At 45.7% G+C, this 24,817-nt stretch carries 22 protein-coding genes and 6 tRNA genes; 4 read left to right on the top strand and 24 right to left on the bottom strand.

Going from position 1 to position 24,817, the window contains the following annotated elements; genetic code table 11:
* Positions 1 to 147 precede the first annotated feature (147 nt).
* The 11 genes from BLQ53_RS13545 to BLQ53_RS13495 all read right to left on the bottom strand — a co-directional run bounded on the left by BLQ53_RS13545 (position 148) and on the right by BLQ53_RS13495 (position 7,513).
* Positions 148 to 2,214 (bottom strand): peptidoglycan D,D-transpeptidase FtsI family protein, encoded by a 2,067-nt coding sequence (locus tag BLQ53_RS13545; RefSeq protein ID WP_093727839.1) that lies wholly within the window; start codon positions 2,212 to 2,214, stop codon positions 148 to 150.
* A 70-nt stretch (positions 2,215 to 2,284) separates the two neighbouring features.
* Entirely contained in the window at positions 2,285 to 3,547 is a 1,263-nt protein-coding gene (locus BLQ53_RS13540; RefSeq protein ID WP_093727838.1) for an MFS transporter, read from the bottom strand.
* A 103-nt stretch (positions 3,548 to 3,650) separates the two neighbouring features.
* The gene (locus BLQ53_RS13535; RefSeq protein ID WP_093727837.1) at positions 3,651 to 4,262 is read right to left on the bottom strand and encodes a superoxide dismutase; all 612 of its coding nucleotides are present in this window, start codon (positions 4,260 to 4,262) and stop codon (positions 3,651 to 3,653) included.
* Between the two features lie 174 nt (positions 4,263 to 4,436).
* Positions 4,437 to 4,509, bottom strand: a tRNA-Phe gene (locus BLQ53_RS13530).
* A gap of 6 nt (positions 4,510 to 4,515) precedes the next feature.
* A tRNA-Ser gene (locus BLQ53_RS13525) sits at positions 4,516 to 4,608 on the bottom strand.
* A gap of 25 nt (positions 4,609 to 4,633) precedes the next feature.
* Positions 4,634 to 4,710 (bottom strand) — tRNA-Ile (locus BLQ53_RS13520).
* 14 nt (positions 4,711 to 4,724) lie between these two features.
* Positions 4,725 to 4,797, bottom strand: a tRNA-His gene (locus tag BLQ53_RS13515).
* A gap of 18 nt (positions 4,798 to 4,815) precedes the next feature.
* A tRNA-Met gene (locus BLQ53_RS13510) sits at positions 4,816 to 4,892 on the bottom strand.
* Position 4,893: 1 nt separating this feature from the next.
* Positions 4,894 to 4,968 (bottom strand) — tRNA-Asn (locus tag BLQ53_RS13505).
* Positions 4,969 to 5,154: 186 nt separating this feature from the next.
* Entirely contained in the window at positions 5,155 to 6,777 is a 1,623-nt protein-coding gene (locus tag BLQ53_RS13500; RefSeq protein ID WP_093727836.1) for a Na/Pi cotransporter family protein, read from the bottom strand.
* Between the two features lie 97 nt (positions 6,778 to 6,874).
* Positions 6,875 to 7,513, bottom strand: coding sequence for an NfeD family protein (locus BLQ53_RS13495; protein WP_244499350.1), 639 nt, complete (start codon positions 7,511 to 7,513; stop codon positions 6,875 to 6,877).
* Positions 7,514 to 7,635: 122 nt separating this feature from the next.
* Here BLQ53_RS13495 and BLQ53_RS13490 point away from each other — a divergent pair, with 122 nt between their 5' ends.
* Positions 7,636 to 7,980 (top strand): type IV pilus assembly protein FimV, encoded by a 345-nt coding sequence (locus tag BLQ53_RS13490; protein ID WP_093727834.1) that lies wholly within the window; start codon positions 7,636 to 7,638, stop codon positions 7,978 to 7,980.
* 116 nt (positions 7,981 to 8,096) lie between these two features.
* Complete coding sequence (ispG, locus tag BLQ53_RS13485) at positions 8,097 to 9,206, top strand: flavodoxin-dependent (E)-4-hydroxy-3-methylbut-2-enyl-diphosphate synthase (RefSeq protein WP_093727833.1); 1,110 nt, start codon at positions 8,097 to 8,099, stop codon at positions 9,204 to 9,206.
* Between the two features lie 30 nt (positions 9,207 to 9,236).
* On the opposite strand, the gene BLQ53_RS13480 is transcribed toward ispG, so the two are convergent.
* Entirely contained in the window at positions 9,237 to 9,560 is a 324-nt protein-coding gene (locus BLQ53_RS13480) for an MFS transporter (RefSeq protein ID WP_093727832.1), read from the bottom strand.
* 119 nt (positions 9,561 to 9,679) lie between these two features.
* On the opposite strand from BLQ53_RS13480, the gene BLQ53_RS13475 reads away from it, so the two are divergent.
* A complete protein-coding gene (locus tag BLQ53_RS13475; protein ID WP_093727831.1) occupies positions 9,680 to 9,955 on the top strand; it encodes a DUF2624 domain-containing protein in 276 nt (91 codons plus the stop codon).
* A gap of 36 nt (positions 9,956 to 9,991) precedes the next feature.
* On the opposite strand, the gene BLQ53_RS13470 is transcribed toward BLQ53_RS13475, so the two are convergent.
* Positions 9,992 to 10,879 (bottom strand): deoxyribonuclease IV, encoded by an 888-nt coding sequence (locus tag BLQ53_RS13470; protein ID WP_093727830.1) that lies wholly within the window; start codon positions 10,877 to 10,879, stop codon positions 9,992 to 9,994.
* Positions 10,880 to 10,894: 15 nt separating this feature from the next.
* The gene (locus BLQ53_RS13465) at positions 10,895 to 12,211 is read right to left on the bottom strand and encodes a DEAD/DEAH box helicase (protein ID WP_093727829.1); all 1,317 of its coding nucleotides are present in this window, start codon (positions 12,209 to 12,211) and stop codon (positions 10,895 to 10,897) included.
* Positions 12,212 to 12,385: 174 nt separating this feature from the next.
* On the opposite strand from BLQ53_RS13465, the gene BLQ53_RS13460 reads away from it, so the two are divergent.
* On the top strand, positions 12,386 to 13,333 hold the full coding sequence (locus BLQ53_RS13460) for a 4-hydroxy-3-methylbut-2-enyl diphosphate reductase (protein WP_093727828.1): 948 nt from the start codon (positions 12,386 to 12,388) through the stop codon (positions 13,331 to 13,333).
* 31 nt (positions 13,334 to 13,364) lie between these two features.
* On the opposite strand, the gene BLQ53_RS13455 is transcribed toward BLQ53_RS13460, so the two are convergent.
* The 10 genes from BLQ53_RS13455 to glyQ form a co-directional block, all read right to left on the bottom strand.
* Positions 13,365 to 14,474 (bottom strand): Nif3-like dinuclear metal center hexameric protein, encoded by a 1,110-nt coding sequence (locus BLQ53_RS13455; RefSeq protein ID WP_093727827.1) that lies wholly within the window; start codon positions 14,472 to 14,474, stop codon positions 13,365 to 13,367.
* The gene (locus BLQ53_RS13450) at positions 14,464 to 15,177 is read right to left on the bottom strand and encodes a tRNA (adenine(22)-N(1))-methyltransferase (protein WP_093727826.1); all 714 of its coding nucleotides are present in this window, start codon (positions 15,175 to 15,177) and stop codon (positions 14,464 to 14,466) included. The genes BLQ53_RS13455 and BLQ53_RS13450 overlap by 11 nt, the downstream gene beginning before the upstream one ends.
* A 173-nt stretch (positions 15,178 to 15,350) precedes the next feature.
* On the bottom strand, positions 15,351 to 16,472 hold the full coding sequence (gene rpoD, locus BLQ53_RS13445) for an RNA polymerase sigma factor RpoD (protein WP_093727825.1): 1,122 nt from the start codon (positions 16,470 to 16,472) through the stop codon (positions 15,351 to 15,353).
* Between the two features lie 37 nt (positions 16,473 to 16,509).
* Entirely contained in the window at positions 16,510 to 18,333 is a 1,824-nt protein-coding gene (gene dnaG, locus BLQ53_RS13440; protein ID WP_093727824.1) for a DNA primase, read from the bottom strand.
* 23 nt (positions 18,334 to 18,356) lie between these two features.
* A complete protein-coding gene (locus BLQ53_RS13435) occupies positions 18,357 to 18,827 on the bottom strand; it encodes a YaiI/YqxD family protein (RefSeq protein WP_093727823.1) in 471 nt (156 codons plus the stop codon).
* A 170-nt stretch (positions 18,828 to 18,997) separates the two neighbouring features.
* A complete protein-coding gene (locus BLQ53_RS13430) occupies positions 18,998 to 20,101 on the bottom strand; it encodes an acyltransferase (protein WP_244499349.1) in 1,104 nt (367 codons plus the stop codon).
* A 151-nt stretch (positions 20,102 to 20,252) separates the two neighbouring features.
* Positions 20,253 to 21,062, bottom strand: a complete 810-nt coding sequence (locus tag BLQ53_RS13425; RefSeq protein ID WP_093727822.1) for a pyruvate, water dikinase regulatory protein — start codon at positions 21,060 to 21,062, stop codon at positions 20,253 to 20,255.
* A gap of 21 nt (positions 21,063 to 21,083) precedes the next feature.
* A complete protein-coding gene (gene ccpN / locus BLQ53_RS13420; RefSeq protein WP_093727821.1) occupies positions 21,084 to 21,716 on the bottom strand; it encodes a transcriptional regulator CcpN in 633 nt (210 codons plus the stop codon).
* A gap of 28 nt (positions 21,717 to 21,744) precedes the next feature.
* On the bottom strand, positions 21,745 to 23,832 hold the full coding sequence (gene glyS / locus BLQ53_RS13415) for a glycine--tRNA ligase subunit beta (protein ID WP_093727820.1): 2,088 nt from the start codon (positions 23,830 to 23,832) through the stop codon (positions 21,745 to 21,747).
* Positions 23,822 to 24,712: a glycine--tRNA ligase subunit alpha gene (gene glyQ, locus BLQ53_RS13410; RefSeq protein WP_093727819.1), complete on the bottom strand. Its 891-nt coding sequence runs from the start codon at positions 24,710 to 24,712 to the stop codon at positions 23,822 to 23,824. Before glyQ ends, glyS begins: the two co-directional genes overlap by 11 nt.
* Positions 24,713 to 24,817 lie beyond the last annotated feature (105 nt).

Genomic DNA, 24,817 nt, shown 5'->3' with positions numbered 1-24,817 from the left:
TAGTTCCTTTGCCTTACAAGTACAATATTAGCTCGTCATCATTAAGGAAAAATAAACAGAATGTAAAGGTTGTGTAAATTGACGTATTAATTTGTTGAAAAAAGAAGAACCACCCCGTATTTTGGGGTGGTTCTTTGGGTCATACTGTTATTCAGATTTATCTTCATCGTCAGGCGCTGTATGTTCGTAATAGTACTCGAGCGCACGATTGGCGATGTTGTATGTGATAGGGTACTGTTGGCCGCCGCTGATGGTTCCTAAGTTAGGTACCATGATAGCGAACGCAATATCCGGGTTATCGGCATCAGCGTAGCCAATCAATGTCCAGTTCTCGAGTTTCGTCTGACCGATTTGCGTCTGGGCCGTTCCGGTTTTACCAGCAATGTTATAGGTTTTCGTTTTCTCGTTCAAATGCCCGTAAGCAGTACCGTTCTTTGTCTGGAATACCATCTTGAAGCCTTGTTTCACACGATTGATCTGTTCATCCGTAGCAGTGATTTTGTTCAATACATCAGGTGACTTTGTTTCAGCAAGCGGTCCCAGCTTGTCCTTCTCATTGGAGGGTTCATGTATTTCGCTGACGAAATGCGGTTTAATCCGGTAACCTCCGTTGGCAATTGTAGAGATGTATTGTGCAAGCTGCATGGTTGTGTATGTGTCAAACTGCCCTATAGAGAAGTCAAGCAAGTTACCTGCCTGGCCGGTAGTGCCGACGTAACCAGTGGATTCAGAAGGAAGGTCTATTCCTGTTTCCACACCCAATCCTACTTGGTTATAATAGTTGCGTAATACTCGGAATGCATCATGGTCAAATGATACACTCTGCCCATACTTGTAGTTATACTCTCCACCTAAACGCAACGCAACATTAAACATGTAAACGTTGGAAGACATCTGCAAGGCTTGCAAATCATTAATAGGGCCCATCGTTTTCCATGATGACTTTTCAGGGGTTCCTTTAATCTTCATTGCCTTATCCACAAATGTCTGGTTCATATCAACGACACCTTCCTGATACCCGGCAAGCAATGTCGCCCCCTTGACAGTTGATCCAACTGCGGCAGCAGTGAAAACCGTATTCATATCGGCAGATTCATACTTATTGTTTTCCCTGTCATAATGCTGTCCGCTGGCAGCGTAAATTTCACCAGTGTTCGGATTGAGCATGACGGCCATCGCATCTTCCAGATAACGGTTAGCACCAGGATGCTTGTTTTTAGCACCTTTCAATTCTTCCCTTACGATTTTATCAAGCTCTTTCTGGAAGTCCATATTAATGGAAAGCTGCAGATCCTGTCCGCGTGATCCTTCAGAAATCACATCCTGGGACACAATATTATTATTATTATCCGTCACATAGCGGACACGTTTTTTATCACCTTTTAGGAGGCTCTCATATTCCTTCTCCAGGCCGCTTGTTCCGATCCTGTCATTCAACTGATAGTTACGGGATTTATAATAATCCTCTTCTCCCTCTGGGATACCAGTCTTGATGCCGCCAAGGATACCGCTTAGAGAACCGTCATACGGATAATATCGTTCCCAGTCGGTTGCGACGTTGATGCCGGACAATTCGCCCATGTTCTCAGCAATCGTCGCATACTCCTCTTCGGTTACGTTCTTGTTCTTGATCACATGCGGAACAAGCTCGGTCGCACTATCCAGCTCTCGCTTGATGGCAATGATCTGTTTTGCTTTATCGTCATTTTCAAGCTCTTTGTAATCATCTTCTGTAATCCGCTCAAGTGTAGTGTCATATATTTCGGTGTCATCTAACGACTCTTTTTCAGAAGCAGTTATTCGGCTGTCTGCCTCTTTAGCATTCAAAAGATACCAGTATTCTTTATACTCCCTCTCGGTGATTTTATCAATGGCTTTATCGTTCATCTTGATGATATCAGCGAGTTTGGTAGCGATCTCCAGCCGTTTATCGGCAGAGTCTCCATTTTTAGGGGGTGTGTATGTGATCGAATATACCGGTTCATTCCCGACGATCACATTCCCTTCACTATCGTATATCATACCGCGCGGAACAGAAATCTCAGCGATATCATTAGTCGTCTCTTCCAAAACCGCCTGGTGTTCTTCCCCATTTATGATCTGCACAACGCCTAGCTGCAGAACCAAGGCAGAGAACAGCAGGAAAACAATCGCAAACAAAACATTGAGACGGAAAGGAAGCAGTGCACGCTTCTTCTTCCTTTTTTTAGACATAATGTTCCCCCATTCTTACATACTGGACCCATTATATCATCAACCACCGTCTGCTTCTACTATATACTTGTCAGCGATTGTCATCTCCTGCAATTTCGTTCTTGGGAAGCTTCTTCACAGAAGCAGCTGGTGCAAAGCTTGTGATATGACGTGTGAAGAAGTAAATGAAAAATGGTCCAGTGCCAAGAATGAACATCAAATATGGAATCGATGCATCTGACCAAATCCAAATTCCAATGAGCAATGCCGCAACAGATATGATTCTCCCTATATTCGTCGCTGCGTCAGTTAGAACGATGTATTCCACTCGAAGATTCGCAGCATCTCTCGCTTTACCGATTACGTCATAGGAGAGGGACAGATATGGCACGTAAAGTATCGGATAAAAAACACCGATGATCGCAGCATAAATCAGCAAAGTAGAAAAGTTGAGCTCGAAAAGCAGAAGCAGCACACTTAGGGAAAGTGCCACTCCGCTAAGGAAGATGGCCATTTTCCGCTGCCGGCTCTTGATGTAACGGGTTGCTATATAATAGAAGATAAACGAAAAAGCAGAATAGACAAGATTGAATGTTCCGAGTGAAAGCTCACTATTGGTGACGATGAAGACCCAGACCGAAATGATGAAGGTATAGATACCTTCCCGCACACCTTGAAACACATGTGCCAACATCGTATTTTTCCATGCTGCATTATGTCTCATTTCTTTCCACGGCTGCATCAAGCCGAATTTGCCTTCTGCTGCTCTTCTTTTGATTCCGGCTGTACAGATGACAGCCATCAGGAAAAGAAAGAATGAAACTGCAAAGATCAATGTATAGCCATGGGAATTATTCATCCTTGTGATGATGTACCCGGCTACGAATGGACCGATCATACCTGTTAGGGATTGCAGCAGCCCCGATACGCCGTTGAAAAAGTCACGAGTCTCCGGTTCCGTCACTTCAAAAGTCAGTACGGAATAAGCCAGCCAGTACATACCATAGCCCACTCCAAGTACTCCACCCAGAAGCAAATTGTAAGAAGCTGCTTTCTCACCTGTAAAAAGTACGAGCAGGAAAAACAGGCTCAGGAAGAATACACCGATTCGGAGTATGATTACCCGATCGATCCGTTTGGCCCAGCCGCCAGATAACGTGAAAAGAATGGTTTGGGCGATGTAGATCGCCAAATTATACATGGCGATATTAATCAAATCATTCGTTTGTTTCCATAAATAAATATTGACAAACGTATTCGACAGAAAGATACCGAGGGAGTAAAGCGCCCCGATCAAAAGCAGCATATGCAGCTCTTTCTTGGCAGAATCCGCGGTAAATAAGTTCGGCTTCATGATGCCGCCTCCTTTTACTGCTACTTAGTATCCGCTTTCGAAAAAGAGATATGCACAAAAAAAGACATCAGCTAAAAAGCTGATGTCTTTATCATATACTGTCTTATTTTGCTTCTCTGTAAAGACGCTCTACTTCATCCCAATTAACAACGTTCCAGAAAGCACTGATGTAATCCGGACGTTTGTTTTGGTATTTCAAGTAGTATGCGTGCTCCCAAACATCAAGGCCAAGAATTGGTGTCTTGCCTTCCATGACAGGATTGTCTTGATTAGGTGTGGAAACGATATCGACTTCACCGTTTTCCACTACCAGCCATGCCCAGCCGGAACCGAAACGGCCAGCTGCTGCAGCTGCAAATTCTTCTTTGAATTTATCAAGTGTACCGTATTTGTTGGCAATGGCACTAGCCACTTCGCCAGTTGGTTCACCGCCGCCGTTTGGAGAAAGAAGCTTCCAGAATAGGCTGTGGTTATAGTGACCGCCACCATTGTTGCGTACAGCTGTCTGTACGTCAGAAGGAAGTTCGTTAACACCAGCAACAAGCTCTTCCAAGGATTTGCTTTCCAAGTCAGCTTTTCCTGCGATTGCGTCGTTAAGCTTTGTCACATAAGTGTTGTGATGTTTTGTGTGGTGGATGTTCATTGTTTCCTTATCGATATGAGGCTCAAGTGCGTCGTATGCGTAAGGCAATTCTGGTAGTTCAAATTTAGCCATGATTATTCCTCCTTGAATGATATGTAGTCCAAAGGTGAGTACCTTTTCGTAAAGCGTACCAAAGCTTGTTAGAAACGGCAAGCATTTTGCTTTGAGCCTTTGTATATTCTATCCGTCCTTCTGTTTTTGAAACATTAAAAAACAGCTATTCTTCTAGAACAGCTGTTTTCGGAGTGGCTCGGGACGGAATCGAACCGCCGACACACGGATTTTCAGTCCGTTGCTCTACCGACTGAGCTACCGAGCCATGTTGTGGCGGAGGAAGAGGGATTCGAACCCCCGCGAGCCGTTAAGCCCCTGTCGGTTTTCAAGACCGATCCCTTCAGCCAAACTTGGGTATTCCTCCGCGTTGCACATATGTTTTTTTCAAATGGTGGACCCTGCAGGACTCGAACCTGCGACCGATCGGTTATGAGCCGATAGCTCTAACCAACTGAGCTAAGGGTCCGGTTATGTTTAAAGGGCGATTGATGGGGATCGAACCCACGAATGCCGGAGCCACAATCCGGTGCGTTAACCACTTCGCCACAACCGCCATGACTAGAAAATATAATGGTAGCGGCGGAGGGGATCGAACCCCCGACCTCACGGGTATGAACCGTACGCTCTAGCCAGCTGAGCTACACCGCCATGGCTCCACAGGCAGGATTCGAACCTGCGACCGATCGGTTAACAGCCGATAGCTCTACCACTGAGCTACTGTGGAATGTTTCAAATAAGTAAGTTATGTATTAGCGACGATATATAATTTATCATGTATTCAATAACTTGTCAATCATTTCACCATAATTTTTTATTATGTTTTTTTGTTCCTGTTAACTGACAGGAATACTATAGCATGACTTCTGACATTTTGGCAAGGAAAAAATAATAGACAGAAGATATCTCCTGTCTATTCCTCCAATATAAGCTGGACAATATTCTTTGCATGATCGCCCACACGCTCCAAATTACTGATAACATCGACGAAAACAATTCCTGCAGAACCGGTACATTTACCTTCATTCATCCGGATAAGATGCGACTTGCGATAAGTACGTTCCATCTTGTCGATTTTATCTTCCTTTTGCAGTACTGCAAGAGCTGTTTCACGATCCTGCTTATCCAAAGTCTCTATCGCCTGTTTCACTGTCATAATCGTCAAATCAAACATACTGTTCAATTCCTGCTGTGCTTCTTTCGTCAGTTTGATATTGCTCGATATTTGAAAATCAATAAACTCGACGATGTTCTCGAAATGATCACCGATTCGCTCGATATCCCTGATGGCATCCAGGAGCGCAGCATGCATCGCACTTTCTTCCTCAGACAGCGTGTTTATTGAGATTTTCGATAAATAATCGGTGATTTCACGGTCCTTGCGATTAACTTCCTTCTCCAACTGCATCGCCAAATCGGCAAATTGTCTTTCATGATTATTCGCATATGTACTGGCTTGTTCCAATCCATCCACTGCCAATCTGCCCATATGGAGAACTTCCAGTTTTGCTTGCTCCAATGCGAGGACCGGTGATTGCTGGATAAATAATGGATCCAAATGGTTGGTCAATGCCATCGACTTTTCTTCATCGCCTGGTATCATTTTTGTAATGATCCAGACAAATGGACCAAGAAACGGCAGCAACATTAGTGTATTGGCAACATTGTAGACTCCGTGTGCACTGGCAATCGTCAGCTTATCATTCAGCTCGAATGTGTGCTGTATCCATACAACGATATCCACAAATAATGGCAAAATCAATAGGAAAGCAACAGCACCAATCGCATTGAACATGACATGGCTGAGCGCTGCCCGTTTCGCCTGCACTGTCGTACCGATTGCCGCAAGCAACGCCGTCAAAGTCGTGCCTAGATTGTCACCAAGCAGAACTGGCACAGCCCCCGTAAGATCAATGCCACTCTGTGCATAAAGTTCTTGTAAGATGGCCACTGTCGCACCGCTGCTTTGCACTACAATCGTTGTGAAAGTCCCGATTGCAACACCGGCTATCGGGTTGCTGTGCATACTCGCCGCCAAAGACTGAAAAGCCTCCATATCCAGAATGGGATGCAGCCCTTCCCCTATCAGGGTAAGTCCATAAAAAATACCGCCAGCTCCGAATAAAACCTTTCCGATTTGCTGCGTCCGCTGGTTAACGAAGAAATAAATCAGGAATGCCCCCAATGCCATGATAGGCAGACCAAATTGGATCAAGTTGATCCCGATAAAGAAAGCAGTTAATGTCGTTCCGATATTCGCTCCCATAATGACAGAAACAGCCTGTCTTAAAGATAAATAACCAGCATTGACCAGTCCGACAACGAGTATGCTTGTTGCGGTGCTGCTTTGAATAAGAACTGTTACGATAAGACCTGACAATACACCGATTAGCGGATGAACTGTGAAGCGATGCATGGCGAGCTGCAGCTGTTTGCCATATGCCCGCTGCAATCCATCCCCTAAATACCGGATGGAAAAGAGAAACAGGCCTAAACCTCCGATAAACTCAAAGATGATAAATTCCCAATTAGACAATGCAAGCCTTCCTTCCCTTCTCTGTGTTCCCTGTTTCAATTATTGATTGTGTCGGGAGGCTTGTAAAGGTCTTGTATAGAAATTTACTATAATTTTATTAGGAATCTTGAACGTCTTCGATTTTCTCTACCATGATGCGCGCTCCGCTTACATTCATCACTTTGATTCGGCTTCCCCGGTCGAGCCACTTCCCATCGGTGATGGCACTCAATTCACGTCCATCCACTCGCACAGTCCCGGACGGGCGCATCGGGGTTACCGTTTCTCCCTCTTGTCCTACTAGCGCAGCGTAAGTCTCATTCATGGAATTGTACCCCTTTTCAGAACTTAATGTATCAAGCAAGGCTATTTTGCCCCACATATCCCTTTTTGGAAATGCCTTTAGGAAAATCAAGGCACCAACCGCTCCGACAATCACTCCGATAATCGCATAAATTCCAGCTGTCCAATTCGGCGCTGTGAATCCGACAGTAAGCAGCATCGTCAATAGACCAATTATGCTGAGCGTCCCATCATTCAGCAATTTCCCGTCAATGATAATCAAAAGCATACCGATGAAATATAGCGGGAGCATATACCAGATAGCCGAGGGCTCTAGATAACTGATAAAGAAAGTACTGATGAATCCTGCCCCTAATAAGAAAAAGACGCCTCTGGCTTTGACAAGGATTTCCCCGATAAGGAACATTGTCCCAAGACCTGTCATGAAGACTGGGATCCAATTGTAATCCAACATGTGCATACTCCTTTCTTCTACTATCTTTATACGAATAAAACGGCTTTTTGTTTCACTATAAAGGTATTTTCCTTCCTCTGCCTAATACTAATCATAAAAGTCCAAGGATCGGGGGAGCGTCTATGTGGAAACGGATCGGAATTTTTCTATTTTGCTGCGCTTTATTCATGAGTATATGGAAGGATCTGACGATCGGAAGCCCGATACCTGCTGCACCAGCCGAAACAAAAAAAGAGGAACAAGTGACCGATGAAAAGCAAGAACTGACCGAGGAGATGTTTCAACCAGTTTTGTTGCAGGTAAAACAAGGGGACACACTACTTTCTATTGCAAATGAGTTGAACAATAACGACTTGCGCGTTACGATGGAACAGGTGATCCGGGATTTCGAGGAACTGAATCCGGGAAAAGATCCATATGCACTCGATGCAGGATCCGCTTACTATTTTCCCCATTATCCTAAATGAAGATTTTATTAAACTTGAGCTTAGTTACTTCTAATTTAGCAGGATTAGCATTATAATGGGAAAATATAAGGATATATCCCTGTTTTCCTCGCGATAATCAAAGGAGCGATATATAAATGGCATTAATACACAGACAAGACACCCGTCAGGTCAAAGTTGGGGACATTACGATCGGCGGTAAAAACGAAGTTGTCATTCAGTCCATGACAACGACAAAGACACATGACGTGGAAGCTACCGTAGCGGAGATCCTGCGTCTTGAGGAAGCAGGCTGCCAGGTCGTGCGGGTTGCATGTCCGGACCAGCGCGCAGCTGAGGCGATTCCCGAAATCAAGAAGCGCATTAACATTCCGTTAGTTGTAGATATACATTTCAACTATAAATTGGCTTTAAAAGCAATCGAAGGCGGAGCGGACAAGATCCGAATCAACCCTGGTAACATTGGTAAACGGGAAAAGGTTGAGGCTGTCGTGAACGCAGCCAAAGCAAAGGGCATTCCGATCCGTATCGGTGTGAACGCCGGTTCATTGGAGCGTCATATCCTTGAAAAATACGGTTACCCTACTGCAGATGGCATGGTAGAGAGTGCATTGCATCATATCAAGATTTTGGAAGAACTTGATTTCCATGATATCATCGTATCCCTGAAAGCATCCGATGTATCCTTGGCTATCGAAGCATATGAAAAAGCAGCAGAAGTAATTCCTTATCCGCTTCACCTTGGTATCACCGAATCAGGAACACTGTTTGCCGGTACGGTGAAGAGTGCTGCCGGTTTGGGTGCCATCCTAAGTAAAGGTATCGGAAGCACAATGCGTATTTCCCTAAGTGCGGATCCGGTGGAAGAAGTAAAAGTGGCACGTGAACTTCTCAAGATCTTCAACTTGTCTTCCAATGCAGCTACGTTAATTTCTTGTCCTACATGCGGACGTATCGAAATTGACTTGATCAGCATTGCCAATGAAGTCGAGGAGTATATCAGCACGATCAAGGCACCTATCAAAGTCGCTGTGCTTGGATGTGCGGTTAACGGTCCTGGCGAGGCGCGTGAAGCAGATATCGGTATCGCTGGTGCCCGCGGGGAAGGCTTGCTGTTCCGCCACGGTGAGATCATCCGGAAGGTACCGGAAGAAACAATGGTCGATGAATTGAAAATCGAAATCGATAAGCTTGCCGAAGAATACTTTGCCGAACAAGCAAAAGAAAAAGAAGCAGCTAAAGCATAAAAAAGCTGACTCCAGATGGAGTCAGCTTTTTTATACATATGGTGCTGTAAATAGGGAAATGACAATTGCTAAAATACTTACGATCAAAGCGATGTTCCCTAGAGTATCTGCGCCTTTTCTCTTCGCCAATACGCCGAAGACAATACCAGCAGCCCCGACAAGGATCGGTGCGAAAAAGAAAGATGCAACAGATAAGATCAAGGCGATATAGCCGAAGACCTTGCCAGTATCAGTTGTCTGCTGTCCGCCTTCCTTTTCAGAACGTCGGTAGCTATCCTGAGCAGGTGATATCTCCGCTGATGTTTCGACATCATGTTTCGTTTTTACATCTTGATCGAATTGCTCCTTATCCATGTGAAACCTCCTTATCTGGGGTAAGGTATGGTTCTAGTTTGTGTCATACACGCATAAACTAACCAGGTAGATAAAGGAATTCCTATGCTTCATCCACATCCTAGAGCTGGAGGTTTCCAATGAATTTCATTGTGCATAAACTGGTCCTGAACAAGCTAAAGCATCTTACTGTAGATGAAATCCTGGAGCAAAGCCAAGCATATCAAGTGCATCTCACTCCCCTGCAGGCATCCCAAATCGTCCAATTCCTGCGGCAAAACAAATTGGATCCATTCAAAGAATCCGATCGACTGCAGATGCTGAAAGCCCTCGCCCAAATCACCGATACGCAAACAGCACAGAAAACCCATCAAATCTTCCTGCAGCTGGCAAAAGAACACGGCATCCAGTTGTAGCAAAACACCCCGAAAGCAATAGCTTCCGGGGTGTTTTCACGCCATGATATGTTCTTTTAAGTTCGGATTGAAGCTGTTTGCCATCAGCATATCGATTTCATGTGCATAAGGGGCTTTTTTGTTTTTCTTATCTTCGCCGACAAATGGTGTTTCCAAAATCTTCGGCAGCTGCTGCAGCTGATCATGATGAACGATATAACGAAGTGCGTCATAGCCGATATGACCGAATCCGATATTTTCATGTCGGTCTTTTCTAGCCCCGCGTTCATTTTTACTGTCATTGACATGGATTACTTTCAGTCTGTCCAGGCCGACGGCTCTATCGAATTGCTCCAGGACACCATCGAAGTCGTTTACGACATCATAGCCTGCATCATGCGTGTGACATGTATCGAAGCAAACGGACAGCTTATCATTATGGGTTACACCATCCATGATACGTGCCAATTCTTCAAAGTTGGACCCTATTTCAGATCCTTTTCCAGCCATGGTTTCCAAGGCTATCTGTACATTCTGGTCTTTAGTCAATACTTCATTCAGACCTTCAATGATTTTCGGGATACCGGCAGCGACTCCTTCTCCGACATGAGCACCTGGATGAAGCACGATCTGTTTTGCCCCGATCGCTTCGGTACGCTCGATTTCACTACGGAGGAAGTTGACGCCGAGCTCAAACGTTTCCGGTTTGATTGTATTACCGATATTGATGATATAAGGAGCGTGTACGACGATGTCGGTTATTCCGTGCTCTTTCATATGAGCCCGGCCTGCTTCGATATTCAGCTCCTCAATCGCCTTTCTCCGTGTGTTCTGGGGTGCACCAGTATAAATCATCATCGCATTGGCACCGTAGGAATAAGCTTCCTCACTGGAACCCAATAACATTTTCTTACCGCTCATACTAACGTGTGATCCGATTATCATATATCTGCTATCTCCTTACTTCCGCTTAAAACGATCTTGTCGGTCCAGCTTTTTCTTGATTTTATCTTTCTGATACTTCATTTTTCGTTTATATCCAGGTTTTACTTTCTTCGGCTTCCGCACTTGCTTCCATGCTTGGGATTCGTTGTCGGATTCCGTCTTTTTCCTTGTTACGCGCTCATTCCATGCTTTCAGTTCTTTCCATTCACCATTGGCAATGTCATAAGTAGTGAACTCGAGGCCTTTTGCATCAAGCTTTTGGATAAGCTCCAAGTCATAATCATGATAAAGGTTGATTGCCGTTCCTTCCATTCCTGCGCGTGCAGTCCTTCCAACACGGTGCACATAGAAAGGCTCCTCTTTCGGTAGCTGCGCATTGATGACATGGCTGACACCCTTGATATCGATTCCCCGAGCTGCCAAATCGGTCGCAACGAGATATTGGAAACGCAATTCCTGAATATCCCGCAGTACACGTTTGCGTTCCCTTGGCGTCAATCCTCCATGCAAAAGACCCACTTCCAGGCCTTTATCCGTCAACTCAGCCGCCAGGACGTTGGCTGCATCTTTTCCGTTAACAAAGATGATCGCCATATAAGGCTGGATGACATCTGCGATTTTCATGATCATTTCTGCTTCATCGCGGTGACGAACCGGGATCAAGCGATGTTCCATCGTTTCAGGGGACAGATGACCGCCTATTTCGAAGTGCTTCGGATTTTCCAAGTATTTTTTCAAGAATGGCTGCAGACGTTCAGGGATTGTCGCCGAGAAGACAAGCAACTGCACATCCTGACGCATTCTTGACAAAATTTGATCCACTTCTTTTATGAATCCAAGATCCAGCATCAAGTCAGCTTCATCGACAACGAAGCTTGTGGCAGGATATAGATCCAAAGCCTGCTCTTCCATCAAATCAAGGATTCGGCCTGGTGTACCAATGACGATTTGCGGCTGCGTTTTCAATTTCTCGATCGATCTCTTTTTGTCTGTACCGCCAATGAACAGCTTTGTATGCCATTCGTTCTCTTTACCGGCAAGTTTGATGAAGTGACGGGCTTCCTCATAAATCTGGATAGCCAACTCCCGTGTAGGGGCAGTGACGACGAACTGTGCGTTCTGCTCGCCTTCTTTTAGCTTGCTGAACAGCGGAATCAAATAAGAATGTGTTTTTCCTGAACCAGTATGTGACTGGCCGATGACACTTTCTCCCCGAAGTACAGCCGGGATGACTTTTTCCTGAATTGGCGTCGGTTTTGCAAAGCCCAGTTTATCAATCGCTTCATTGACTGTCGGCTGAAGCGCGTATTGTTTGAATTGATGATTTTTCATGTATAACTCCTTTTGGTCATTCTCTTACTCATACATTATAGAGGACTTTGTCATATTTTGCACGATTGCGCACAGATAATAAACAATCTTTGTCATATTCCCGAATAGCCTTTATAATGGAGAAGACCCAGAAATAGATGTCCCGTGTAAACGGAGAAGGGGGAAACACAGCGAATGAACGTAATTAAAATAGCGCCTCGAGGTTACTGCTACGGTGTGGTGGATGCCATGGTGATCGCGCAGAATGCCGTACGGGATGAAAATCTGCCCCGACCGATCTACATTCTCGGCATGATCGTGCACAATGCCCATGTGACCAATGCCTTCGAAACGGAAGGCGTCATCACACTCGATGGTTCGAACCGAATGGAGCTTTTAGAACAAATAGACAGCGGTACAGTAGTATTTACCGCACACGGAGTCTCACCGGAAGTAAAACAGCGCGCCCACGATAAAGGGCTGACTGTACTTGATGCAACTTGCCCGGATGTGACACGTACACACGATTTGATCCGTGAAAAAGTCGCTGAGGGCTATGAAGTCGTCTATATCGGCAAAAAAGGACACCCTGAGCCAGAAGGTGCAATTGGTGTTGCTCCCGGCAAGGTTCATCTTGTCCAGACAGAGGAAGACGTACAAGCACTTGAACTGGAAGCATCCAAGCTGATCGTTACAAATCAGACGACGATGAGCCAATGGGATGTCTATGACGTTATGCAGCTTGTAAAAGAGAAATTCCCGCAAACAGAGATGATTCAAGAAATCTGCATGGCGACTCAAGTTCGCCAGGAAGCAGTTGCTGAACAAGCAAAAGATGCCGATTTGACTTTGGTTGTAGGTGATCCACGAAGCAACAACTCCAATCGCCTTGCACAAGTATCCGAAGAAATTGCCGGTACGAAGGCATACCGCATCGAGGACCTTTCCCAGCTGAAACTCGAATGGCTGGAAGGTGTTGAAACAGTGGCCATCACTGCTGGTGCCTCCACCCCTACTCCTGTAACGAAGGAAGTTATCAACTTCATCGAGAAATGCGATCCAGCAAACCTGGAAGATGTGAAGCTGGAATTCAACGTTGATCCGAAGAAAATCCTTCCGAAAGTGAAAGTTAAAAAAGCATAAGGAAACCGAGTCCGTGACGGACTCGGTTTTTTCATATGCCTCGGAACGGATCCGTGTTCACTTGAGATGTAAAAATAGGCACTTCCAGGAATTCTGCCTGTAAATAGTCGGCTACTTTTTGCTTCATGATCTTTTCTGCATAATGGCCCGGATCGATCAGATTCAGACCCGCTTCCATTGCATCCTGTGTTTCATGGAATGTTAAGTCCCCAGTAATATAGACATCAGCCTGCTGGAGGGCCTGGTTGATATAGTCGCGACCGCTTCCTCCGAGGACAGCGACTGTTTCTACCGTAGCAGATGCATCCCCTATAAAACGCACATGCTGGACATCATACCGCTCTTTTACCAGTTCAGCCAGTTCCTGCAATGTCATTGGTACAGGTAATTTGCCAATACGGCCCAACCCATATACCTTCCCTGTTTGTTCCACCGGATAAATATCGTATGCCACTTCTTCATACGGATGGGCCTTCACCATTGCAGTTACCGCTTGGTTTACATTCTCACTAGGTACAAGTACTTCCATGCGGACTTCATCCACTTTTTCTATCTCTCCTGCCTGACCGATGAAAGGCTGTGCATCGGCATTAGGCTGGAAGTACCCGCTGCCTCCTGAAACAAAACTGACTTTCTCATAATTGCCTATGTTGCCAGCCCCACCCGCATGCAAGGCATCCTTTACTTCTTGCTCATGCGTCTTTGGAACGAAGACAATCAGTTTCTTGTAAGTCTGCTTCCCTTCTGGCAAAAAAACTCTTTTTTGATTCAATTCCAAAGCATCCGCCAGCATGTCATTGACACCGCCTTCGATCAGGTCAAGATTCGTATGCGCGGCATAGACAGTTACGTCATGTTTTAAAAGCTTCTGGATGATGCGGCCTTTCGGTGTGTCAGTGTCCAGCTTCCTTGGCGGCGCAAATAACAATGGATGATGGGCAATGATCAAATTCGTGTTGCTGCGAATTGCTTCATCAACAACAGCCTCGGTCACATCCAGTGTTGTCATGACACCTGTTACCTCGCCATCAAGCGTTCCCACCTGCAGTCCGACATTATCCCAATCATATGCGATCGATTGCGGGCACCAAGACTCAAAATGCTTGATCACATCTGCTATACGTATTTGCTTAGCACTCATCCAATTCCTCCTCAAGCCATGCGAGTTCTTTTTTAAAGGATGCAAGCTTCGCTTCGTCGACTTGTTGTGCTTGCTGCATGTTCGCCACGTTTCGTGCAAGTTTCCGCTTGTAATCAAGCCACTTTGTGCGGAAGGCTTCATTTTTATCTTTCAACAAAATCGGACCGAACAAAAGCTCTTTGTCGCGGATGGCTTCATCTCCGTGATAAATATCCTTACCCTGCCGCTCAGCGACTAACACCTCATAAATATGTCCTGCTTCCTCTAGGATCTGCTCTTTTTGCAATACGAATCCATTGTTTAGGAACCATTTCCGCAGAACCCTGGCATCAATATTCGGCTGCACGATAAGCTGTTCGACACGCCCGAGTTTATCCTTACCCTGTTCCAAAATCGAAGCAATCAAAGGTCCACCCATCCCGGCAATGACAACTTGCTTCACCTCATCTGCTTCCACTACCGCTAGACCGTCACCCTTGCGTACATCGATGCGATCTATTAAGCCCTGCAGCTTAACTTGCTTTTGTGCACTGCGGAAAGGTCCTTCATTTATTTCACCAGCTATCGCTTGACTTGTAGTATCTTTCAGACAAACGTAGCAAGGCAGATATGCATGATCTGATCCGACATCTACAAAATGGGCAGCTTTGGGCAAATGAGCAGCTACTGCCGAAAGACGCTCTGATAATGATAAAACGTTCATTATATCCAACTCCTTTGTCAAATATACGTGTTTTTTGTAAGATTTCCTCCCATAATTTTTGGCGGGAGAATTTGCATTCGCCTCTCAGTTTTTGTAAAATGTATGTATTCCCAAAGGCAATAAGAAAGCCCAGCCACATGCGATGAAACGCATGATAGCTGAGCGCAGCCTTCTTATTCTAGGAAATCCTTCAAGCGTTTGCTCCGGCTTGGGTGGCGAAGCTTGCGCAATGCTTTGGCTTCGATTTGACGGATACGCTCTCTGGTTACGCCGAATACACGGCCGACTTCTTCCAGTGTTCTCGTTCTGCCGTCATCAAGTCCAAAACGCAAACGGAGAACATTTTCTTCCCGGTCAGTCAATGTATCCAATACATCCTCCAATTGTTCTTTCAGCAATTCATATGCTGCATGATCAGATGGAGAGGTTGCTTCCTGGTCTTCGATAAAGTCTCCAAGATGGGAATCATCTTCTTCGCCGATTGGCGTTTCAAGGGATACCGGTTCTTGTGCGATCTTCAAGATTTCACGTACTTTTTCCGGCGTGAGATCCATCTCTTCCCCAATCTCTTCCGGAGACGGTTCACGACCTAAATCCTGAAGGAGCTGACGCTGTACGCGGATCAATTTATTGATTGTTTCGACCATGTGCACCGGAATACGGATCGTACGTGCTTGGTCGGCAATTGCACGAGTGATTGCCTGACGGATCCACCAAGTTGCATACGTACTGAATTTGAAACCTTTACGGTAATCGAATTTCTCAACAGCCTTAATGAGTCCCATATTACCTTCCTGGATCAAATCAAGGAATAGCATACCGCGGCCGACATAGCGTTTCGCAATGCTGACAACAAGTCGAAGGTTCGCTTCTGCCAATCTCCGTTTTGCTACTTCGTCCCCGGCTTCGATCCGTTCTGCAAGTTCGATTTCTTCTTTTGCAGACAATAAATCGACACGTCCGATTTCTTTCAAGTACATACGCACAGGGTCATTGATCTTGATGCCGAGCGGCACACTCAAATCATTCAAGTCAAATTCCTCTTCTTTTGCGATTTGCTTCATATTAGGGTCCTGATCGGATTCACCAATCACTTCCACACCTTGTTCGTTCAAGTGCTCGTAGATTTCATCCATTTGATCGGAATCCAATTCGAAATTCGCAAGACGCTCGCTTACTTCTTCATAAGCAAGGACTCCGCGCTTCTTACCCATTTCAACAAGGAGATCTTTTGCTTGCTCCAATGTCATTTCAGTATCATTCACTTTAGAACCTGCTGGCTTATTCTCTGCCATAAGTCCTCCTCCTTCCAAAACATCAAGCTATCTATTGTTACAGAGAACTTTTTAAAGTTCTACGTATTTCCATGATTTTCATGGCTATCTGTGCTGCACGAATAGGATCATTTTCCTGCTCGGCTTGCCGCTGCTCGGCCAGCAGCTGGCTTATGTCCGTCTTGTTCACTTGCTCGCGCTTGATCGTCCGGATGTAATCCCCGATTTCCTGATCACTGATATCCTCGATCACCGGCAGCATTGCAGTTTCTATGACCAGCTGCTGCAACGCTGGATCGGCAAGCGATGATACGAATTGGCTGACATCCGCCTCATGGCCCTCCTCATAAAAGGCATATAGATGGGTGGCAATCACCTGGATCTGCTCGGTTATGAAAGAAGCGCCTATTTCTTCCTGAACTTTATCCGCAATTGCCGCTGTTCTAAGCATATGCGCGAGCAACTGTTTTTCTGCCGTCTGAAAAGCAGTTGGGATTTTTTTTTCATAATGGCGGGAGTGCTGTTTTGGAACCTGCGGTTTAGCCGGATTGCTGACCGCTTTCCTGTTTTCCTTTTTACGCAGTCTGGGCGCAAGATCGGAGGCAAGTGTATCAACGGAAAGATCCATTGCATTCGACAGCTCCCGCAAATAGTGTTCCCTTTCCACGGAGCTTTCAATCTGTGCAATCTCATCCAACACTTTTTCTACATATTGCAGGCGATCTCCTTCAATGGAAAGATTGTAGTCCTGCTTCAAGTACTGCATCATGAAGGACATAGCGGTCAGGGCAGCATCAATGATGGATCGTTTGAACTTTTCAGCCCCATGTTCGCGGATGAAATCGTCTGGATCAAGACCATCTCTCAGCATGGCGACACGTACGTGGTTGCCGGCCTTCTGCAATACTTGCAACGCTCGGTAAGAAGCTTCAAATCCCGCCTTATCGCCATCGTAACAAATGACGACTTGTTCCGCGTAACGCTTCAAAAGCCTCGCCTGTGCATCAGTCAGGGAAGTGCCCAGTGTCGCAACCCCGTTTTTGACCCCAGCCTGATAGGCTGCAATCACATCATTATACCCTTCGAATACGACCACCTGAGCCGTTTTACGGATTTCACTCCTGGCCAGATCGAAATTGAACAGCATCCTTCCTTTCTGGAAAAGCTCGCTTTCGGAACTGTTCAGATACTTCGGTTCCTGACCCCCGCCTAGTGTGCGACCGCCAAATCCGACCGTCTTGCCAAGGTGATTCCGGATTGGAAAGATAACTCGGCCGCGGAAGCGATCTTGTGGCTTATTCTCTTTATCGGCCGAAAACAAACCAGTATGAAGCAGCTCTTGTGGCTTGTACCCTTTTCCTTCGAGGAATTTCACGGTAAAGTCCCTGCTGTTCGGGGCAAACCCCAGCTGGAATGTATCAATCGTCTCCTCGGTCAGGCCGCGGCCAAGGAGATATTCATAACCGGTCTTGCCTTCTTTTGTATTGCGCAGCAGGTTGTGATAAAGCTTCACAACCCATTCATTTGCCTCAAGTGCTGTCTGCTCTTCCTTGGATTGTCCGCGGTCCTGCTGCTCTGTCACATAAGCAGGTATGTCTGTTCCGCTTCTTTCAGCGAGCCGCTGTACAGCCTGGGAGAAGGGAATGCCTTCCAGTTCCATCAGGAAGGAGAATACATTCCCCCCCTTACCACAGCCAAAACAATGAAATATCTGCTTCTCCTGCGTCACAGAGAAAGATGGAGACTTCTCGCCATGGAAAGGGCAAAGTCCAAAATAGTTCCGCCCTTGTTTCTTTAATTGGACATGCTCACCGATGACATCCACAATATCATTCGATTTGCGGACTTCATCGACTACTTCTTCTGGTATTGCACCAGCCATTCCACATCACCAACCTATATAATTCAACAACTTTCGTCTGATTCCTGCATTTTTCGACAAAAAGACGAAAAAATAGTAAGGAATCTACTTCGATCAGCAGCTGTCAGCTTGGAAGGTCCCTTTATTCGTTTGCCCTGTCGTTGATTTTGAATCCGCATGTGCTTTCTTAATAGGATCTCATCTGCATCAGCATCCGTAATCCGTTCTCCGCGTGGTGTAATGACTGTCACGTCCTTTGCTGTAAGCAAAGTTGCCAATGCGAGGTCCTGCGTCACAACGCAATCTCCAGAGCTGATATGATTTAGAATGTACCAATCCACTGCTTGATCAACAGGATCGAGCACTACCCATGAGGCATCAGAATCACTGCTCAAGTGATTGATGGTGGTAATAAACCGGACAGGAACGTGATGCGTTGCACATGCAGAAATAATCTCCTGCTTTACAGGACAGCTATCTGCGTCCACATAGACAATGGGGTTATGTGATTTCATGTCTCACTTATTCTACAATAAAATGCGGAATCCTTCCTTTTTCGTAAAATTTTTATAAAGCTTTTTACCTCAAGGGTTACCATTTATACATAAATCATACTAACAACATTTTTTCACAAAAACCAATTATAATACAAAGTAAATGAAAAAGCCATTATTTTAACCAGTAATCAAGAAGCCTTCGACTGCTTCAGTCTTCCACTGCTCCTCGGTAATTTACCGAATAAAATCGAAGCAAAGGGCACGAAACGATGAAAAAGATAAATGACTGTAAAACAGACGCCCATCACTGCCAGATACCGCAGCATTATCTGGACATGAAACAAATAGTTGCTGTATGCGGGTATTGTCCTTGTCACATAATCCAGGACTAGCGGATGAAGCAGATAATATCCGAATGAATAGCTCGCAATCTGCTGCAGTTTGGCAAGCGTTGAAACGGCTAACTTGTCCGAAACCGATTCAGCGATTCTAAATATTGCATAACAGCCTGTTATAAGGAAGATATAATTTACGCTCTCATAAAGGATGTTATTCCATTCGAAGCTTCCCAGTGTCCCGGCAGCATAATAATACATTGCAATGCCAGATCCCGCCAAGGCACTGATAAGCAGCCAGATCCACGTAGACCAGTGTTTGCTTTTTGCTTTTTCCCTATCATAATGGACGCCAATCCATCCTCCGAGCAGCAGTGTACCCATCAGCTGCAGGAATAACGGGAATGGACTGGGCGGAAAGAAAGTCTGCAATGCAATATAACCCAGCTGAAGCAGCCCTCCGAAAACAAACATGTATCTCCTGAAAAAAGCCCAGCTGTGATCCAGCCATATCAGCAATGGAAGAACCAAATAGACTTGAACAATGAGAAAGATGAAATGCAGCTGATAGTAGCTTTCGCCAAATATAATACGTTTTAAGATTGCTGCTGGCTGCAAATCACCAAAACCAAGCATTGCTTTATGCAGTTCATACACTAGCGCCCATATGATGTAAGGAATCAAAATGAAGCTGACTCTTTTCCTATAATAGTCTTTCCACAAGGTTTTCGTAAGTTTTTTATGTTTATATTGATAAAAGAAAACCAGACCGGTGATGGCAATGAAGATACCGGCTTCTATCCGGATGATCCGGTTAAGGAAGTGGTATTTTTCATACGCGTCGCTCGCAAAAGGCAAAACGGTGGCATAAGCACCCGTTACATGGACGAGTACGACAAGTGACATTGCCAAGAGCCGCATTAGATAAATGGATTGGATCTGCTGTTGTTTTTTCAAGTTTGGCCTCCTCGTCGGATTCGTTTTACGAAACAGAAGAGGCAACAACAGATTGTCTGCTGTCACCTCTTTTTATCTATTCGTAACGATTCCCCCGGAGTACCATTACCAAGCTAGTTGAACAGAAACTTAACACTAACTTTAAATTAAATTAATCCTGTTGATTGCGTACCGTCAGGATACTATTCGCCGTTTCTTCGACTGCTTTATTGGAAACATCGATCACGCGGCAGCCGATTCGTTCGACAATCTTATCAAAGTGTTCCAGTTCATGATTGATCCGGTCGATATTGGCATAGCTCGCCTGATCCCCAAGCCCGAGTGCCTTGAGCCGCTCTTTACGGATATTATTTAGCTTTTCGGGACTGATGCGCAGACCGATGCATTTTGCAGGATCTACTTGGAAAAGCTCCCGGGGCGGTTCGACCTCAGGAACGATCGGGACATTGGCAACCTTCAATCGTTTATGAGCCAAATATTGGGATAATGGCGTTTTCGATGTACGTGATACACCAATGAGTACAATATCCGCCCGGCTAATACCTCGTGGATCCCGGCCGTCATCATAGCGAACCGCGAATTCGATCGCTTCGATTCTACGGAAATAATCTTCATCAAGCCGATGTACAAGTCCTGGCTGTAGCTTCGGCTTCTGATGGAACATATTTTCCATCGCATCCATCAGTGGACCCATCAAGTCGATGCAAGGTATGCCATGTTTCTTGGCTTCGTTTGTCAGGAAAGCCCGGAAATCCGGGTTGACCATCGTAAATGCGATGATCGATGGGCGTTCGTTGGCTTGCTTGATCGTTTCTTCCAATATGGATGTGCTCTCTACATAGGGAACACGCTGCAAAGCGAATGGTGCTTCCAAATTGAACTGGCTGAGCGCAGCTTTCACAACGAGCTCTGCTGTTTCTCCTACAGAATCTGATACAACGAAGACGATTGGTTTCTCCATCGGTTCCCCTCCTGGATTCTTTTACATAAGTTCATTGCGAGCGAGTTCGACGAAAGCTTTTGTGATTGTCGTCTTTGTAATACGCCCAACAACCTTTGCTCCTGCCTCATTCGATCTTTCCAAGACCGGCAGACTGTCGATTTGTTTTTCAATCAGCCGATTGGCTGCTTCAACCAGCAGCTCATCCGGATAACAAACAGCTACGTTTGGCATCCTCGTCATGATGATGTGAACCGGGATATCCTGCAGCACCTGATTACCAATGCTTGCTCGCAGCAGATCCTTTCGGGATACAACGCCAACTAGATTATTGTCTTGATCGACAGCAAAGAGTGTTCCGACATCGCTGAGGAACATTGCACTGATGGCATCATAAGCAGAATCATCTTCCTTGACGACGATAGGCATCGACTGGAAATTCTCCACTTTATATTTCATCAGTTTTTCCGTGATGATTTCCGAACCTGTCTTACCTGTATAAAAGTAGCCAACACGAGGTCTTGCATCAAGGAAACCTACCATTGTAAGGATGGCCAAATCCGGCCTCAATGTCGCACGAGTCAGATGGAGCCGTTCGGCGATCTGTTCACCAGTAATCGGACCCGCCTCTTTTACAATCGCGATAATCTGCTGTTGTCTTTTAGACAAATCCATGTTCATCACCTCTATCCAAGAACTGCCCTCATTGGACCTGCTTCCACTGTACTTTCGTCACATCCGCGTAGCTAAGGATCAGTGCAGCCAATTGGTTCAATAATGATAAGCGGTTCGTTTTTAGTTTTTCATCCTCTGCCATGACCATCGTATGGTCGAAAAATGCATGGATGCTGTCAGCGAATGCAGCCAATGTATCCAAAGCTTCTTTAGCCTGCCGTTTGGAAGCAGCATCCAAGTAGGCAGTTTTGTTTTGCTCAAGCATACGATAAAGCTGTTTTTCCTGTTCATTTTCAAACAATGATTCGTCCACGCCCTGGTCTGTACCTTTTTTGGCTAGGTTGATGACACGGCCCAAAGCTTCTTGTACTGTCTTGAAATTTTCATCGTTGCGCAATGCCTGCAACGTTTTCGCCTTGGCAAGCGTATACGGATAATTACCGATTTGGATAGCAAGAACCGCTTCGACCACGTCATAAGAAATGCCTTCTTCTTTCAGCAATTGAGCAGCACGCTGGTGGAAGAAGCTGCGAACATCCTCTGTGTACACATCTTTTTCGACTGTCGGCAAAGCATTCTTCTCGAACAACGCAGCTGTACGCTCCACGATTTCCTCGACGGTAATCTGCCAATCTGTTTTCGCAAGCATCTGGATGATACCGACTGCTTGACGACGCAAGCCGTACGGATCCTGGGAACCAGTCGGAACATTACCGATGACCATACTTCCAATAATCGTGTCCAATTTGTCGGCGATGCTGACTATTGTACCTTCTACAGACTCTGGAAGCGCCCCATGAGACGATAGCGGCATATATTGTTCGCGAATTGCTTGAGCAACACGTTCATCTTCTCCGAAGTGACGTGCATACTTCTCACCCATGACACCTTGTAATTCTGTGAATTCATTCACCATATTCGTCACGAGGTCGAACTTGGCGATGCTGGCAGCTCGTTCGGCCCGGGATGCTGTTTCTTGATCGACACCTGCAGTTTCACTGATCATCTTCGCAATCTTCGTTACACGATCCACTTTATCCTGCAAAGTGCCAAGCTCCACCTGGTAGATCATTTTAGACAGTTTTTCCATTGCTTTCTCGATCGGCTGCGCTTTATCTTCTGCGTAGAAGAACTCGGCATCCTGCAGTCTCGCGCGCAAGACCTTCTCGTTTCCACGAGCGACATTTTCCAAGTGTTCGCTGTTTCCGTTACGGACACCGATGAAATGTGCCAGCAGCTTACCGGACGCATCTGTCACCGGGAAGTAGCGCTGATGCTCTTTCATGCTGGTGATCAGTACCTCTTCAGGCAGATCTAGAAAGCTATCGGCAAAGTTACCGTGGAATACGGTTGGATATTCGACGAGATACAATACTTCCTCCAGTAATTCCTCGTCGATTGGAATTTGCCATCCGTTTGCCGTCTCCAATTGACGGATGCCATCGATGATCATCTGCTGGCGTTTCTTTTGATCAACGATGACGAATTGCTCTTCAAGCACGGAAACATAGGCACCGGGATTGTCGATAGCCGCTGTGCTGCCCAAGAAGCGATGACCATAAGTAAGGTTGGATGATTCAATTCCGGCTATCTCCAACGGGATGATAGCTTCCCCGTATAATGCAACGATCCATCGGATAGGTCGTGCATACCGGAGGCTGCCGGAACCCCAGCGCATATTTTTAGGGAAATGCAAGCTGAGCAATACTTCTTTAAAGGATGGCAGCAAATCTGCCGCAGGCTGCCCCTTCACGAATTTCTTCACGAAGATATATTCTGTTCCGTCCACATCTTTTGTGAAAATATCCTCAACAGAAGCGCCTTGGCCTCGTGTGAATCCTTGGGCTGCTTTTGACCATTGCCCTGCATCGTCTTTTGCGATCCGCACTGCTGGTCCTTTGACTTCTTCTTCGATATCCGGCTGCTTATCCGAAAGCGACTGGATCGTAACAGCAACACGTCTCGGCGTGCCCTGCACCACTACCTTTTCAAAGGAGAGACCCAACTCATGCAGCCATGCTGCCGTTTTGGTTTCAAGCTGCTCAATCGTGCCGGGCAGAAACCGGGCAGGCATTTCCTCCAAACCGATTTCAAAAAGTACATCTTTATTCTGCATTCTCATCCGCTCCTTCTTTCAGCATCGGGAATCCAAGGCGTTCCCGTTCCGCTACATAGCTCTTCGCAATGGATCTAGCCAGGTTCCGGACTCTTCCGATATAACCAGTACGCTCAGTAACCGAGATGGCGCCTTTTGCATCCAGCAAGTTGAATGTATGGGAACATTTCAGCACGTAATCATAGGCAGGGAAGACAAGCCCTTGATCCATGATACGTTTTGCTTCTTTTTCATACATATCAAACAGCTGGAATAGCATGTCCGTATCCGATTCTTTAAAAGTATAAGTGGAATGCTCGAATTCTGGCTGCTTGAAAATATCAGCTACCGTCACACCATCCGTCCATTCAAGATCAAAGACATTCTCTTTATCTTGAATGTAAGAAGCAAGCCGTTCCAGACCATATGTAATCTCAACAGAAACAGGTTTTGCTTCCAAACCTCCGATTTGCTGGAAATAAGTGAATTGAGTGATTTCCATACCGTCAAGCCACACTTCCCAGCCCAGGCCTGCAGCACCTAGCGTCGGGTTTTCCCAGTTATCTTCGACAAAGCGGATATCATGTTCCAATGGATCGATACCCAATTTGCGCAAGGAGTCCAAGTAAAGCTCTTGGATATTATCAGGTGAAGGTTTCATGATCACTTGGAATTGATGATGCTGGTATAAACGGTTCGGGTTTTCCCCGTAGCGACCATCAGCCGGACGGCGGGATGGCTCCACATAAGCCACATTCCATGGTTCAGGACCAAGGCTGCGCAATAATGTCATCGGGCTCATCGTACCAGCCCCTTTTTCTACGTCATACGCTTGCATCAATAGACATCCCTGGTCTGACCAATGCTTTTGTAACGTCAAAATCATATTTTGGATATTCATCGGATTCCCTCCATCTTCTTTTCATCAACGTCAGGGTGAACAAAGAAAAATCCCGCCCTTATGCTGCATACACAGCATAGGGACGGGATAACCGCGGTTCCACCC

Source organism: Terribacillus halophilus, from assembly GCF_900101385.1.
Classification (GTDB): domain Bacteria; phylum Bacillota; class Bacilli; order Bacillales; family Amphibacillaceae; genus Terribacillus; species Terribacillus halophilus.
The sequence above is the reverse complement of the archived record's forward strand: the minus strand, read 5'-3'. Positions and strand labels throughout refer to the sequence as shown.